This window comes from Bacteroides sp. D2, from assembly GCF_025147085.1.
Lineage (GTDB): Bacteria > Bacteroidota > Bacteroidia > Bacteroidales > Bacteroidaceae > Bacteroides.
Window position 1 is genome coordinate 1,119,460 of record NZ_CP102261.1, and the last position, 16,763, is coordinate 1,136,222.

The following is a 16,763-nucleotide window of genomic DNA, read 5'->3' on the forward strand; positions in this document are numbered from 1 at the left end:
TAATTTATCATCAAAAGTACACGAATGAAAAAAGAAATATCCATAGTAAAAATGCTCTCCGTCATGTTCGGATTCTTCGTTATGGGATTTGTTGACATTGTCGGAATAACCACGAGCTATGTGAAGAATGATTTCAGCCATCTCACCGATACGATGGTTAATCTCATCTCTCTATCCTGTTTCTTGTGGTTCCTGGTGCTTTCTATTCCCACCGGAATGTTAATGAATCGCATCGGACGCAAGAAAACCGTATTACTTAGCTTCGCATTCCATGTATTAGCTATGTGCCTTCCACTCGTTGCATATGACTTTACCGCCATATTAATCGCATTTGCCTTGATAGGTATCGGTAACACTCTATTGCAAGTTTCACTCAACCCATTAGTAACGGATGTCGTTGCAAACGATAAGTTGACAGGTACATTAACCCTAGGACAATTTGTCAAAGCAGTCAGTTCATTCCTGGGTCCTATCCTGGCAGCTTGGGTGACTGGTAGTTTTTTCGGATGGAAAATGATATTCCCCGTTTATGCCGGACTGTCACTGCTCGCTTTGATATGGCTATGGCTTACCCCTATACAAGAAAAACAACAGGAACGGAAGAACATTTCTTTCAAAGTCACTCTTGAATTATTCAAAGACAAATACATTCTTGCTTTCTTTATCGGTATTCTCGTGCTGGTAGGTGTAGACGTAGGTATCAATATGACTTTCCCTAAATTCCTGATGGAACGTTGTGATCTACCACTGACAGATGCAGGAATGGGAAATAGTGTGTATTTCTTCGCCCGCACTGTAGGAGCCTTTTTGGGTGGTATCCTACTGATGAAATATTCAGAAAGTAAATTCTATATTTATAGCGTCTGGATAGCTCTCGCAGGATTGATACTGATGACCATTAGCACTAATCTCTGGTTTATCCTCGGATGTGTAGCAGTTTTCGGGATAGGATATGCCAATCTGTTTTCCATCATCTTCTCTCTGTCTTTGAAACGTGTTCCCGAGAAAGCGAACGAAGTATCTGCACTTCTTATCGTCGGTGTATCTGGCGGTGCCGTCCTCCCGCCTATTTTAGGAGTAATTACCGATTCATTCCACAGTCAGTTATCTGCAATCATAGTACTTGCCATTGTATGGTGCTATCTGATCGGAATAATGAGAAAAATAAAAACCACATAAACCTATATTCTAATGAAACATTTCAAGAAAATCGAATCGAAATTCCTGTTCTCATTACTGATTATGAGTGTGTGGAGCATCATAGCCGTGGGTCAGACGACGGCTAAAATCTCCAAACACATTCCTGAAATCGAAAAATGGATTCAGAAACAATTCGCTAAAGGAAAAACACCTCCGTTCTCGTTTATATGTGACGGGAAACCTTCCGCAGAATTTATCCGCCAATGGGACTATTCCCAGCAAAAGATAGAATCCGAAGAAGCGGATGTGATAAAGTATCTCTTTACCTACTACAATCCTACCAACGGACTGAAAGTAGAATGTACCGTAAAAGGCTATCCCAGTTATCAGGCTGCCGAATGGGTATTGAACTTCACCAACAAAGGTACGAGCAACTCTCCCACTCTGGAACAAGTGAAAGTAGTGGACCTTGCCATGCAATACGCTTCTAAAGGAGAATTCAAGTTACACTATGCAGACGGAAACCATATCTCCAAATATGATTTCCATCCACGTTCGGTTACTCTGGCAACGGGTGAAACCAAACAGATGTCTCCACAAGGAGGACGCTCTTCAGAAGGGGACTATCTTCCTTTCTTCAACATTGAATCACCTGCCGGACAGGGAGTCATATTAGGAGTAGGCTGGTCGGGCACCTGGTATGCAGATGTATGCGCACAAGATAATCGTACAATATCCATGGCTTCGGGAATGAAAACCATGAAATTATACTTACGTCCACAGGAAACAATTCGTACCCCAAGTATCAGTCTGATGTTTTGGGAAAATATCGACCGGATGGCAGGACACAATAAATTCCGCCGTTTTGTCCTGGCACACAAGTCACGGAAAATCAACGGAAAATTTGCCGAATATCCTCTTTCCAGCGGATTCAACTATCGGGACCCCGCACCTTGTACGGAATACTCATGCCTGACAGCCGATTATGCCATTGCCATGGTGAAACGTTACATACAGTTCGGATTGAAGCCCGAAGTATTCTGGCTGGATGCCGGATGGAACACCGATGCTGCAGACTTCGAACATGGCAAGACCTGGGCCAACACAGCCGGTAACTGGACTGTAGATACATTGCGCTTCCCCAAAGGACTTCGTCCTGTAGCCGACGAAATACACAAAGTAGGAGCTAAATTCATGGTCTGGTTCGAACCCGAGCGTGTCATCCGTGGTACCCAATGGGCAGTAGAACACCCCGACTGGATGCTCGACATTCCCGAACACAACAATGACACCTACCTACTGTTCGATCTGGGAAATCCGGAAGCCTGCCACTGGATGAGTAAATATATAGGCGATATGCTCGAAGAAAACAGCATAGACTATTACCGTCAGGATTTCAATATGCAGCCGGATATCTACTGGGCAGCCAACGATGAGCCCGGACGTACAGGAATGAAAGAGATACGACACATCGAAGGACTATACTACTTCTGGGATTATCTGCTGAGCCGATTCCCGAACCTGCTCATAGACAACTGTGCCAGTGGGGGACGACGTATTGACTGGGAAACAATCGGCCGAAGCGCACCACTATGGAGGAGTGATTATTATCATTACGACGATCCGGACGGCTACCAATGTCACACGTATGGCCTGAATTTCTTCCTACCTTTACATGGAACAGGTAGTTTACAGACCGATCCGTATTCTTTCCGCTCAAGCGTCAGCACAGCTTTGATTTATAACTGGAAAATAACCGATAAAAATGCCTCCGTTTACGAAATGCAACGTTGTCTGAAAGAATTCCACGAAATCAGACCTTACTATTACGAAGATTATTACCCACTGACAGGTACAGAAGACATGACGCGGGATGATATCTGGCTAGCCTATCAAATGCATCGTCCGTCGGACGACAGTGGTATTATCGTTGCTTTCCGCAGAACCGCCTCCAAAGACAAAAAAATCACCGTCAGACTTTCAGGAGTGGATCCGGGAAAATACTATACAGTGACAGACATGGATAGCCGACAGAGCAAAATCTATCAGGGAAAAGAACTGACCAGTCAGTTGCCACTGATCCTCGAAAAGCCACATAGTTCCTTATTACTAAAATATAAAGTTACCAACGAAAAACCGAATAAAGAATGAAAAAAAGAATACTATATTATCTATTCATTCTGCTTCTGTTCCCTCATAATGGAACAGGACAGACGGTAGCCCGCATGAGCGACCGCCCGGTAAACACCAGCCAATGGATAACCACCCACTTTGCCCGCGGTGTAGTCCCTCCTTTCTCTTTCGAATATGGAGGTAAACCTTCACAGGAATTTATCAAAAGCTGGTCTTATACGGCTACGCGTCAGAAAAGTGACGATCCCAAGGTTCTGAAATACCTTTATACTTATCGTGAACCATCCGGAGGATTAAAAGTCGAATGTGAAGTGAAAGGCTTTACCGACTTCAATACGGTGGAATGGGTACTCCGTTTCACCAACCAGGGAAAGAAAAATACGCCGGAGATTGCCAACGTAAAAGTGTCTGATATCACATTCCGCTACCAGCATCCGGGAGCATTCAACCTTCATCATTCCGAAGGCAGCCATGCATCCAAATCAGATTTCAGCCAGCAACTTACAATCTTGTCTCCGGGTGATAATCTTTATATGAGACCGGAAGGTGGACGCTCTTCACAAATGCGTATGCCATTCTTCAATATTGAATCTCCGGCTAATCAAGGAGTTATCGTAGCCATCGGATGGACAGGAACCTGGTTTGCCGATGTGCGCTGTGCAGACCAGCAAAGCGTAGCGCTTACCTCCGGAATTGAACGTTTGAAAACCTATCTGTATCCGGAAGAGAGCATCCGCACTTCCAGTGTATGCCTGTCATTCTGGAACGGTTCCGACCGGATGAAAGGACACAACCAGTTCCGCCGTTTCGTGCAAGCCCACCACACTTGGAAAGTAGGTGGTAAACCGACCGTATATCCAATATCGACCAGTTTCAACTACGGTGATCCTACTCCCTGTAATGAATATACCTGCCTGACTACAGATTATGCCATTGCTATGGTGAAACGGTATGAACAATTCAAATTAGTACCCGAAGTATTCTGGCTGGATGCCGGATGGTACAATCACTCTGCAGATGTAGCCAATCATAAGAATTGGGCGAACACCGTAGGAAACTGGACCGTCGACTCTATTCGTTTCCCCGAAGGATTACGCCCCATCGCCGACGAAGTGCATAGAGTTGGTTCCAAGTTCATGGTATGGTTTGAACCGGAGCGTGTTATGAAAGGCTCAGCTTGGGCACTGCAACACCCTCAATGGATGTTGGATGCCAGAGGAAAAGCCAAACAGGAAGACTGGACAAGAGATGGTGAGCACGACTCTTATCTATTCAATCTCGGAAATCCGGAGGCATGTCGATGGATGAGTAAATATATCGGAGACTTCCTCGAAGAAAATGGCATAGACTACTACCGCCAGGATTTCAATATAGAACCGGAAGGTTTCTGGGCTGCCAATGATGAACCTGGCAGACAAGGTATCTGCGAAATCCGATACATTGAAGGACTTTATTCTTTCTGGGAATATCTGCTGAACCGCTTTCCGGGCTTGCTGGTTGATAATTGTGCCAGTGGCGGACGCCGTATTGACCTCGAAAGTATCTCACGCAGTGCACCGATGTGGAGAACAGACTACAGTTATGGAGAACCAATCGGTTATCAATGCCATACTTACGGATTGAACTTATACCTTCCCCTGCATGGTACAGGAACTGTGAGTGCCGATAAATTCACTTTCCGTTCCAGCCTCGGAACCTCTATTATCTACAACTGGAAAATAACCGAAGCCGGACAATCCATCTATGATATGCGCGACCGCCAGGCAGAGTTCAAAGAACTCCGTCCCTATTTCTATGAAGATTACTATCCGTTGAGTGGAATAAACAACATTACTTCGGAAAATATCTGGCTAGCATACCAACTTTATCGTCCGTCGGATGACAGCGGATACGTCGTAGCTTTCCGCCGCAAAGACAATCCGGACAAGAGCTATACTGTCAATTTATCAGGACTACACCCTGACCACACTTATATACTCACCAATAAAGATACAGGAGAGGCTATAAAGAAAACCGGTAAAGAACTGGCTAACGGCTTCACGCTGACACTGGATAACCCGCAAAGTAGTCTGATAATCAAATACCAAAGTTCAACAACTGCCATACAGAAACTTTCTGTAGGAAAGAAAACCGGTGTAAAGCTCCGTGCTATAGGTGCAGAACTAGATCCCCACTTCCTCTCACAAAATGTGACCCGCAATGATGGAGCCAAAGCTGAAGACTGGGAGCGCATCGTTGTGAAACGTGTCAAAGAAATGGGACTGCAAAGCTTACGGGTGATGGTGATGCCACAATGGTATGAGCCAAAGAATGACAATCCGGATGCATCCAAAATCGACTGGCATAATTTCACTTTCAACTCTGTAGAAATGCAATCACTCTACAAAGTATTGGATATGGCACAAGAACAGAAAATGGAAGTCACCCTTGTACTTTGGGGAGCCCCTCCGGGACATTTCCTGGCCGAAGGGAATTATGGTAACTGGGTAGTAGCCCCGACTAACTATGAAGAATGGAGCGAGAACTTTTCCGCACTTGTACAACACCTGCTCAACAACAAAAAATACACGTGCGCCAAAGAGATTACTCCGATCAACGAACCAGATTGGTCATATATCATCAAAGGTAAAGCTGCTCCCACCGCCGACTATATTGAAATGTGTAAAGTACTCGACAGACGTTTCAAAGAGGATGGAATACGAAATAAAGTACATTTCAGTCTTTCTGACAATTCAGACGGAGGTACAGGAACGCATAAATATCTGGCAGCCTGCACGAAAGGACTGGCGAACGTTGCTGACGTATTCAACTCCCACACCTATATCTTCGGCTACGAAACTCCGAACTCCACAATTCTGGATTGGGAAAAACAAAACTCTCAATTGGCCTCTTCAGTTGGAAAAGCCCATTTCATCGGTGAATTCGGAGGTAATCAATGCGTAGGTGCCACCAGACAAAAAGATATCGACTTGTATGAACGAGGAGTACTCATGACACGCATAGTCATCAATCTACTCAATGCAGGAGCAAGCGGTGTTAGCTATTGGAGCCTGATAGACCAATACTATGGTAAGGATGCAGACTACGGAGCAATGCAGCAACTGGATTTATGGAAGTATGTAAAGAAAACATACGCTTCGGAGCCATACTACAACGATATCAAAAGTGATTACGAGGTACGCCCGCAGTACTATGCCTATTCTCTGTTGACACGTTTCATACGCCCGGGAGCTGAAATCCATCCGATAGCAACACCGGAAGAATGGTATGCAGGAACTGCTGTTCGAAACACAAATGGCAAATGGGTATATGTTTTCGCCAATGGAATGGACCAGGAGAAAACAATAAGCCTCATCAACGAACATACGCAAGCCAAAGGGAATTATCAGGTTTACCGTTATATCAAAGACGGTTTACCTACCACAGACCAAATGTTGGCTCCGGACGCCCAGCCTCTCAAAGTGAACGATAAAATTCTATGTTTACTTCCGGCTCATTCTGTGATCGTCTTAAAACAAGAATAACTATGTACTCTATTTATTCATTAAACAAATAGTATTTATGAAAACACATTTCTACATTTTATTAATGCTTGGAATGGTATTCCTTTTGGGATGTGAAGACGAAAAGTTAGGCACAGACCTAGGAGTAACCAATGTAGTGCTTCCGGATATTTCGGAAGAATCCCTGGGCACAGAGATTACCATTCAGGGAAATGGCTTTATCGACTGTGATGTACTGGCTCTTTCTCCCCTTTCAGGAGGAACCGAACAGCCCATCTACATGGAAACCAGAGAAGTAGCATCCGATCATATCACGGTACTTTACCCCTCTACGGCCACCAAAGATTCTTATGGACTTGTATTGGTACGCGGTAGCAAAATGCGAACATTAGGCGTCATCAACAGTACTGTTGGAGTTATGCCCGACGAAAACCTGCGTAATGCCTTGTCTGCTCTTTTCCCTGATATATTTAAAGGAGAAAAGATATCTTCCAGTGCTAAATATGTCACTTTCACTGATGGCACATTAAATATCAGCGATAAAAATATCACTTCTCTGGAGGGACTCGAACATTTCAGCAACATTCGGAAACTGATCTGCAACAATAATGATATCAGTGAAATTCCTGCAGAAGTACTATCCAGACTGTCTGAACTGACTGCACAAAACACTGGTCTGACCAAACTGGAACTAGCCACTTCGGAACAGCCGAACACGACATTGGTATCTCTCAACATAGATGGAAGTACCAAACTAGAATCTGTCGACCTGTATTATTGTTATAACATTGAGAAGTTCTCTGCCCTAAACTGCAAACTGGTATATCTGGATGTACGCAATTACCACAGTATCTATGGCGGATGTCTGAACTACAACAGCACAGACTTCAAATTTACTTTCAGCGATGACGCAAGTAAAGAACGACTCCTGAAAATGGAATCCTGGTGGATGGACTCATACTACAGCAATAGCGGTTCTATCGTAGATGCCATCAATAATGGAGTGACAGTGGAAGGGTACGACTGGATGCACGACTATCCCGATGGAAACAACAACTATTATTACAGTTACGGAAAATATCAGAAGACAATGAAAAAGTACGGAGAAATTCCTGATACCAATCTGCGAAACGCACTCAAAGCATTGGTTCCGGATGTATTCGATGGAGATAAAGTTCTGACAGTGGCTGCTCTGAATACTGAATACTTCAAGAATAACACGACCCTTGATCTTAGCAATAAGGGAATCACTAATCTGGAAGGACTACAATACTTCTGCGGATACAAAAACCTCATTCTGGATGGAAATAATCTGGGAGAAATCGATCTTAGTAAATACGCAATCAGTACCAGCTACACGGCAGGTCCGGTAGATGAGAAAGGAATTCAGACTTTCAGTGCCAAGAATGCAGGATTAACCAAACTCATTTCTGGCGATCAGTATATGATAACCTCTATAGATGTGAGCAACAATCCGGGATTAGCATATCTGGATATAAACCGATGCAAATCCATCACATCACTAAATGCATCCGGTTGTCCGCTCACTTATGTCGATCTGCGTAATCTGGCAGGTACTTATTCCGTACTAGGTTACTCCGGTGGAGCTGTAGATGCCTCAAAGGTTCAGTTCTCATTTACCAACAGCTCTTCAACTCAAAGAAAGCTATTAGTAGAAGAATGGTGGATGGATAGCCCATGGAACGGCACAAGTCCATGTATTACCGCAAAGAATCAAGGTGTCCGGATAGAACGCTATGAATACATAGGATACGACAAGGATAAAATGTTGAGTTCATTTAATTAGACAGAAAACAATCTTAAACGTTATAGTTATGAAAAGAAGTTATTGGCTATACAAAATGTGCCTGCTGCTTGGGTTGGGAATCTGTATTCCCGTTACAGGAAATGCATCGGATATCGGAGATGCTACCCTGACACAGCAACAGTCTAAAATAACAGCCTCCGGAGTCGTCGTAGACGAGTCCGGTGAAAGCCTGATCGGAGCTTCCGTCATGGAAAAAGGAGCAGCAACGAATGGTACTATTACAGACATAGACGGTCGTTTCTCTTTATCGGTTGCCCCAAACGCTATACTGGAAATCAGTTATGTAGGTTATCAAAAACAGGACATTCCTGCTAAAAAAGACATGCGTATCATCATGCATCCGGACGTAGCGAACCTGGAGGAAGTTGTAGTGGTAGCTTACGGTACCCAGAAAAAGGTTTCCGTCATCGGTTCCGTAGCTTCCATTGATCGAAAAGATTTGATGAAATCCTCATCGCCCAACCTAAGTTCCGCTTTATCCGGAAAACTCCCTGGATTGACAACTATCCAGACCTCCGGTGAACCGGGACGTGACGAAGTCACCATGTTCCTGCGTGGTGCTGCCACTACAAACGGAACAAACCCGTTAATTATGGTAGATGGAGTAGCTGTAGACGATATGCGATCTATCGACCCAAACGAGATTGCCAATATCTCCGTATTGAAAGATGCTTCCGCAACAGCAGTATTCGGAGTACGTGGTGCCAACGGAGTGATAATGATTACCACTCGTAGAGGTGAAAAAGGAACTGCCCGTATCAGTGCCAATGTAGAGTTCAGCATGCAGGAAATCGCTTTCAAACCCGAACGTCTGGATTCATGGGATTGGGTCAGACTTCGCAATGAAGCACTCGTGAACGACGGAAATTCCGCTGAATTCTTCGGACCGGACATTGATAAGTTCGATTCATGGAAAACAGGCAATCCTGTAGATCCGGATTTTTATCCGAATAATAACTGGCAAGATATTTTGTTCAGAGATTATGCTCCCATGACCAGAGCCAACATGAACGTTTCGGGAGGTTCGGACAAACTTCAATACTTTGTAAGTGCAGGCTATCTGCATCAGGGAGGTATGTTCAACGTAGAACCTAAATCCAAGTTAGGATACAATGCCCAGTCTTCATTAGACCGCTACAACTTCCGCTCAAATATCGACTACAAAGTCAATAAATCAGTAAAAATAAACTTAAACGCTTCCTCTTATCTGGAACGGATCAACGGAACTTCCGCAAGTATGTCAAGTGTATTCAACAGCGCTTTGACCTCACGCCCTACTTCCATGTATCTCACCCCGGAAGGTGCATACGCTACTGATGCTATACGTACTTTCCCTATTGGTGCCGGATTATCCGTAGAAGATCCCGCCAACAATTCATTGAGTGCATATCCGCTAATCAACCGTTCGGGCTATCAACTGGAAACCAGATCGGGAATCAATGTTATCGGAGGAGTAGAAATAGATTTGGGATTTATCACTAAAGGGCTCTCTGTCAAAGGCCAGGTATCTTTCGACTCCAAAGGATTTGGGAAAACAATCGGAAAACGTTCCTATACCTGGTATACGTATCAGACATTAGCTTCAGGAGAGCATTTGTTTATCAATCGCCATCCTAGCCTGGAGGACGAAGACGGCCCGATTGAACTCACAAAGTCTTCCGAATCTTATTGGGTTATGAACTTACAGGGACAAATCAACTATAACCAGACCTTCGCCGGAAAGCATAATGTCACTGCTATGTTTCTAGCTCAACGGGACATCAAAGAATCCAAAGAAACATCCGGTGACCTACTGCTTCCTTACAACGTCATCGGTATTGCCGGACGTGCAACTTATGACTATGACAGACGTTATTTTGCGGAGGTCAACGTAGGTTATAACGGCTCTGAACAATTTTCACCGGACAAACGATTTGGTCTCTTCCCGGCTGCCTCTTTCGGTTGGCTGATTACTAATGAGGGCTTCCTTCAGGATAATCCGGTTTTGACCAATCTGAAGTTAAGAGCTTCTTGGGGAAAAGTTGGTAACGACGCCTTCGGTTCAGCCCGTTTCCTTTATCTGGATAATATCAGTCAATATTCCGTAGTCACCGACAGTAAAGGAGATCATTGGTTATCCCCAAGCTTGGGATATGCTTCCAATGGTTCCGGTTGGGGACAAGGTTACAAGATAGCCGAAAACTACATAGGAAACAAAAGCATCACATGGGAAACAGCTGAAAAACAGAATTATGGTATAGACATATCCTTGTATCATGATCTTTCCTTCTCATTTGACTACTTTGTTGAAAAAAGAAAAAATATTCTGATTATCCCGCAGACTACTCCTATGATTCAAGGTCTTCCCTCATCCGCTCTTCCACTGATGAACGATGGTGAAGTAAAGAATCAGGGATTCGAAATGGTCCTCGGATATCAGAAACAATTCAAAAACGGGCTATCTGTTTCTGTTAATGCAAACTTCAGTTATGCCAAAAACAAAGTATTGGAATATGACGAGCCACTATTAGGTAAGGATTATGCTTATCGCACCCGCACCACCGGCTTCTCATTAGGACAAAACTGGGGATATATCATCGACCGCAGTTATGATCCTGAAAAAGGGCGTGACGGCACAGGATTCTTCTATAGCGACGAGAGTATTGCCAAGAGCGGACTGACTTATGAAGGTGTAGGAACACCGGAACCCGGAGACTTTATTTATAAAGATCTCAACGGAGACGGTGTCATCAATGACCGTGACAAGGCTCCCATTGGCTATTCCTCCCTATTGCCTCGCATCAACTACGGTTTCTCTTTATCTGCCAACTGGAAAGGATTCGATGTTTCTATCATGTTGCAGGGAGTAGGCCAATACAGCAAGACTTATTCAGGAGCCGGTATTTATGAAAGTAGCGGCAACTTTTACAAGATGCACATGGAACGTTGGAGTGAAGAGCGCTATAATAATCACGAAAAGATTACGTATCCTCGTCTGTCCAGTAGTGGCGGTCCGAGCTTGCAGCCCAACGACTTCTTTATCATGGATGCCTCGTATATACGTCTGAAAAATGCAGAAGTAGGATATACATTACCGGAAAGTATCAGCAAGAAAATCGGTGCTTCCAATGTACGTTTCTATTTAAGCGGTAATAACTTGTATACATGGACTCACCTCAAGACTGACAGCTTCGATCCCGAACAAAACAGTCCGGCAGCCTATCCGACAATGCGTACGTACAATGTAGGTTTGAATATTACATTTTAACGGCTAAAACAAAACCGATATGAAAAAAAGATTTATTTATATATGCATGTTTGCTTCCCTGCTCACATTCAGTTCTTGTAATGAAGCGTTGGATGTAGCTCCTGACGGAAGATTATCACTGGACGAAGTATTCCAGGATCCCGATCTGACTAAAGCTTATTTCAGTACTTGCTTTGACTATCTGCCTAAAAAGAGTTTGCGATATCATTTTTGGAGCAACTATCCCGTAGCACTTAGTGATGAAGCGTGGGATTGCACGGATGGTTCCGGTGCCGGCTTTGCACATGCCGCATCCGGCAACTGTACCACCACCGACTTCTATCTCGACGTTCGCAGAGATATGGGTGACACCTACTCAGAAGGAGGATACTGGCAGTTATACTGGGGGCAAATCCGTATTATCAACACATTCCTTCAACGGGCAGCCACCGCCGCCATACCAAGCGAAAGCGACCGTGACCGTTGGGTAGCAGAGGCTCATGTACTCCGTGCTTATTTCTATATGGAGTTACTGAAATGGTATGGTCCTGTGCCTATTGAGAAAGAGCCATACGGGTTAGACTATGATTATTCAACTCTATCACGTCCTACTTTCGAAGACTGTGCCCGATTCATTGTAGATGATTGCGAAATAGCTTTGCAATCCAGCAACCTTCCTTGGCGACTGACAACACTCAACGAGAAGATCAGAATGACCAAAGGCATCGCAATGGCTATCCGTTCCGAAGCATCTCTATTCGTAGCCAGCACTTACAACAATGGCGGCAAAGATCTTTGGGAATGGGCTTACACAATCAACAAAGACTGTCTGGAACAGCTGAAAGCCAATGGATATGAATTGTATACTAAATGTGCGGATACTGAAAAGTACTATAACAATGCTTATATGGAGTACTTTACGCTCAATAACTATATCGGAACAGATCCCAGTGATAAAGAAACAATCTGGCAAAGTACCGAAGGCTATTGGCCCGACCCATACACCAATCCTTTGTATGACGTTATCGGAGCTCCGGTATTGGGAAACGCTCAATTAACTATTGTTCCTTCCCAAGAATTAGTAGACGCCTATGATATGCTAGCAACAGGAAAGCCTGTACTGGATTTATCGAAACCTTATAACGATGAGAAGCATCTGTCACCTAATTATAACCCTAATAGCGGTTATGACCCAGCCAACCCTTATAAGGGACGTGATCCTCGTTTCCAGGCTACAATTTTTTATAATAACAGTCCTGTGCTGTTAGGAAAGGAACCGGCAGTAGTAGAAACGTACGTGGGAGGAAATAGCGAAATCCGTACAAGTGGAAATACGAACACACGTACCGGTTATTATTGGAGAAAAAGAATGGTAAACGGTAACTGTAAGGCAGCCGGAGTGGCTGGATATGATGGCCGTTTCCGTTTTTACCGATTAGGCAAAATTTATCTGAATGCTGCCGAAGCCGCTATTGAAAGCGGACACCTTACCGAAGGTCTGGAATGGATCAATGAAATCCGTCACCGCGCAGGTTTTGATCCTTCGGTTGATCTGTCGACAAACGACAAGAACGAAGCTCGTTTATTGGTACGCCACGAACGCCAGATAGAGCTGGCTTGTGAAGAAGACAGATATTTCGATATCCGCCGTTGGACACCTGCCAATGAGAATATGGAAAATGAGAAGTTTACCACAGGTATGAGAATCACCAAAAATGGAAACTCATTCTCTTATGAAAGAATCAATTTGGGAACGGACGGCAGCAAACCGAGTAAAATGAGTTATGAAAAGAAATGGCACGTATATCCTATCCCTGCCAGTGAAGCAGCCGTATTGGAAGGCACGACAGGACAAACGTGGCAAAATGCAGGATGGTAATCATAAAACAGAATGTATATGAAAAACAGAATAATCACACTTTTGTGCATCGTATGCCTGTTCACAGGCAATGAAGTATGCCGGGCACAAGTGCAAGAAGTTATATCCGGTGTGGTGCGGAATGAGAGCAACGAACCTTTAGACGGCGCAATCATTTCTGTTCCGGACAATCCCGAATACACCACAAGCAGTGACAAAGACGGAAAATTTATCATGGAGATTCCGTCGGGAGCCAGTATGGTCATTTGTAAGATTCCGGGATATCGGAACCAGACAATGAAATTCACTCTGAATAAACCGGTGGAGTTTCGTCTGATATCAGACATCGCCGGTCAGGATACATCTCTCGAAGTAGCCATGCTGCAGAAAGAGAGAAAAGGAGGTTATACAGGAGCAATCTCCACCGTTCAGGGAGAAGAGTTAGTTAAAACACCTAATAGCGGATTTTCAGCTACGCTGACCGGACGCTTGGCAGGATTGACTTCTATCCAATCCACCAGCACACCAGCCGATGATGCAACAACGATGTATATACGTGGTCTGAATTCCATAAACGGTAATTCACCTTTGGTTGTACTCGATGGAATTCCGGCTCCATTATTCGATATGAATACACTCGATGCCAACACTGTAGAATCTGTCAGTATTCTGAAAGATGCCGCAGCTAAAGCATTATATGGTCCGCGAGCTTCTTCCGGAGTAATTCTTATTACTACAAAAAGAGGCGAAATAGGACGTACTAAAGTAAATGTGAACATGGACTTCTCCATACAACAGGCTACCCAGCGTCCTAAAATAGTAAGTACCGGTGAATACGCACAAATGCGTAACCAGGCCTTACTCAATGACGGTGGCACTCCACTCTATTCTTTATATGAAATAGCCGGATTTACAGATGGAACTATGCCGGGACACGACTGGTATGACACTTTTATGAATGACGCAGCCAGTATGCAACGTTACAATGTCAATATCAGCGGAGGTAACAACCGGGTTAAATACCTTGTTAATGCCGGTTATCTTCACCAAAACAGCCTGATTGATGCAGAGAAGAATGATAATTATAATCCTGCACTCAAATTGCATCGCTTCAACATTTTAGCTAATGTGGACGTCACTCTGCATCGTTATCTAAACTGTTTCCTTAACACAAATGTCACTATCGACCGGATGAATCAAGGATACAACGGGACAGGAGATATCATGAATTCGATCTATCAGATGGCCCCCACCGTACCTGGACCTATCACCGAAGACGGAAAAGTGATTACTGCAGAATACAATGAATATCCTACTTACGGACTTATCAACCGTTCCGGATATAGCCATCAAACAGGTATCAATCTGAATGTCGCTTATGGAATGAATCTGGATCTGGGATTCCTGACTAAAGGATTGAGCGTAAAAGGAATAGTTGGTTATGAAGCAAACTATGACGGAACAATCTATGGTTCTACCGACTACGCACGTTATGCAGCCAATGGCAGCGGACTTTTCGGTACTCACACCACTCTTCCTCTAAGTTTAAGCAAGACCGCTAATATGCGCTACTTTATCAACTTCCAAGGATTCATCAACTATAATCGTATTTTTGGAGGCAGACATGAAGTAGATGCATTTGTCAGCTATTTCAATGAGAATATGATGAAAAACGGTGATCTCCCATACGATCGTTTGTCATTGATGGGACATGTGAAATACGGCTATGATTCACGATACTATATACAGGGAGACTTTACCTACGATGGTACAGAACAGTTCAGACCGGGTAACCGTTTTAAATTCTTCCCGACAGTATCTGCCGCTTGGGTGGTATCCAACGAAAGTTTCCTGAAAGACACAGATTGGCTGTCCTTCCTCAAAATACGCGCATCTGCCGGATGGCTGGGTAATGACCAGATATCTGACACCCGTTTCCTGTATGCTACGGATGTACGTTATAAAGATGCAGGTTACTTACTAAGCAACTACTATGGCTTTCACACTGTAGAAGGTATGCAAGGTAATCCATATATCCACTATGAAGAATCTTTCCAGCAAAATTATGGAATAGATGTTACCTTATTCAACTCACTAGGTATCACATTTGATTATTGGAACGTGAAACAGACCCAAATGGCTATCCAAGATAACAGTGTATCTTCTGCACAAGGTATCGCCAGTGAAAATCTGCCATTTGAAAATCTGGGTAAGATGAACAACAAAGGATTTGATATCGAACTATCTTATATCAAGAATCTGAAATGTGGATTAAGAATGACTATCAGAGGGAATATGGGATACAATAAAAATGAAGTGACTGACATAAAAGAGTTGAACCGTACCGCCAGCGGATATTACTATCCATATCGTAAAACCGGCTATTCTGCAGGACAACAGTTCGGATATCTGATTGACTATTCCAACGGAAACGGCTACTATAATAGCCAGGAGGAAATAGATAAAAGCGGTCTGCGATTCTCTGGTGCTTCTCCGCGCCCAGGTGATTTCATTTACAAAGACTTAAATAACGACGGAAATATAGATGAGCGTGACCAGGCACCGATGGACAAAGCCCAGACACTACCTACACTTTCTTATGGTGGTTCTATTCAACTGGAATACAAAAACTTTGACCTGTATGTTCAGTTACAAGGTGTATCAGGTACAGCAGCCTATTACAGTGGATGCGGTATCTTCGATAATGCTTACCAAGGAGTGTACACAGACCTGCACCGTAATGCCTGGACAGCAGATCGCTATGCGGCAAATGAAAAAATCAGCTATCCGGCTTTGACCACAGGAAGCTCTTCAAGTCTCCAATCGAATGAATTCTTCTATTCCAAAAATAACTATATGAGATTGAAGAATGTAGTATTAGGTTATACACTTCCTAAACGTTGGAGCAGTAAGCTGAAACTGGAGAAAATGAGATTCTATATCAGCGGAGCCAATTTGTTGACCACCTCATCTCTCAAGTTCGATAATCTGGACCCGGAACAATATTCCTACTCTGTATACCCCATTTACAGAACATTTAACATAGGACTTAACCTGAATTTCTAAAGACTGAAG

The 16,763-nt window shown here is 43.8% G+C and carries 7 protein-coding genes; all 7 read left to right on the top strand.

Annotated features, from left to right (window positions below; genetic code table 11):
* The first annotated feature begins 24 nt into the window (after positions 1 to 24).
* The 7 genes from NQ505_RS03940 to NQ505_RS03970 are packed head-to-tail and all read left to right on the top strand — an operon-like array spanning position 25 to position 16,754.
* Positions 25 to 1,179 (top strand): MFS transporter, encoded by a 1,155-nt coding sequence (locus NQ505_RS03940; RefSeq protein ID WP_008649023.1) that lies wholly within the window; start codon positions 25 to 27, stop codon positions 1,177 to 1,179.
* Positions 1,180 to 1,191: 12 nt separating this feature from the next.
* On the top strand, positions 1,192 to 3,291 hold the full coding sequence (locus NQ505_RS03945; RefSeq protein WP_008998211.1) for a glycoside hydrolase family 36 protein: 2,100 nt from the start codon (positions 1,192 to 1,194) through the stop codon (positions 3,289 to 3,291).
* On the top strand, positions 3,288 to 6,797 hold the full coding sequence (locus NQ505_RS03950) for an alpha-galactosidase (protein ID WP_008998212.1): 3,510 nt from the start codon (positions 3,288 to 3,290) through the stop codon (positions 6,795 to 6,797). Before NQ505_RS03945 ends, NQ505_RS03950 begins: the two co-directional genes overlap by 4 nt.
* Positions 6,798 to 6,834: 37 nt before the next feature.
* Positions 6,835 to 8,583, top strand: coding sequence for a hypothetical protein (locus tag NQ505_RS03955; RefSeq protein ID WP_008998213.1), 1,749 nt, complete (start codon positions 6,835 to 6,837; stop codon positions 8,581 to 8,583).
* 28 nt (positions 8,584 to 8,611) lie between these two features.
* Entirely contained in the window at positions 8,612 to 11,851 is a 3,240-nt protein-coding gene (locus NQ505_RS03960) for a SusC/RagA family TonB-linked outer membrane protein (protein WP_008998214.1), read from the top strand.
* Between the two features lie 19 nt (positions 11,852 to 11,870).
* Positions 11,871 to 13,709, top strand: a complete 1,839-nt coding sequence (locus NQ505_RS03965) for a RagB/SusD family nutrient uptake outer membrane protein (RefSeq protein WP_008998215.1) — start codon at positions 11,871 to 11,873, stop codon at positions 13,707 to 13,709.
* A gap of 12 nt (positions 13,710 to 13,721) precedes the next feature.
* Positions 13,722 to 16,754, top strand: a complete 3,033-nt coding sequence (locus NQ505_RS03970) for a SusC/RagA family TonB-linked outer membrane protein (protein WP_032853277.1) — start codon at positions 13,722 to 13,724, stop codon at positions 16,752 to 16,754.
* The last annotated feature ends 9 nt before the right edge of the window (positions 16,755 to 16,763 follow it).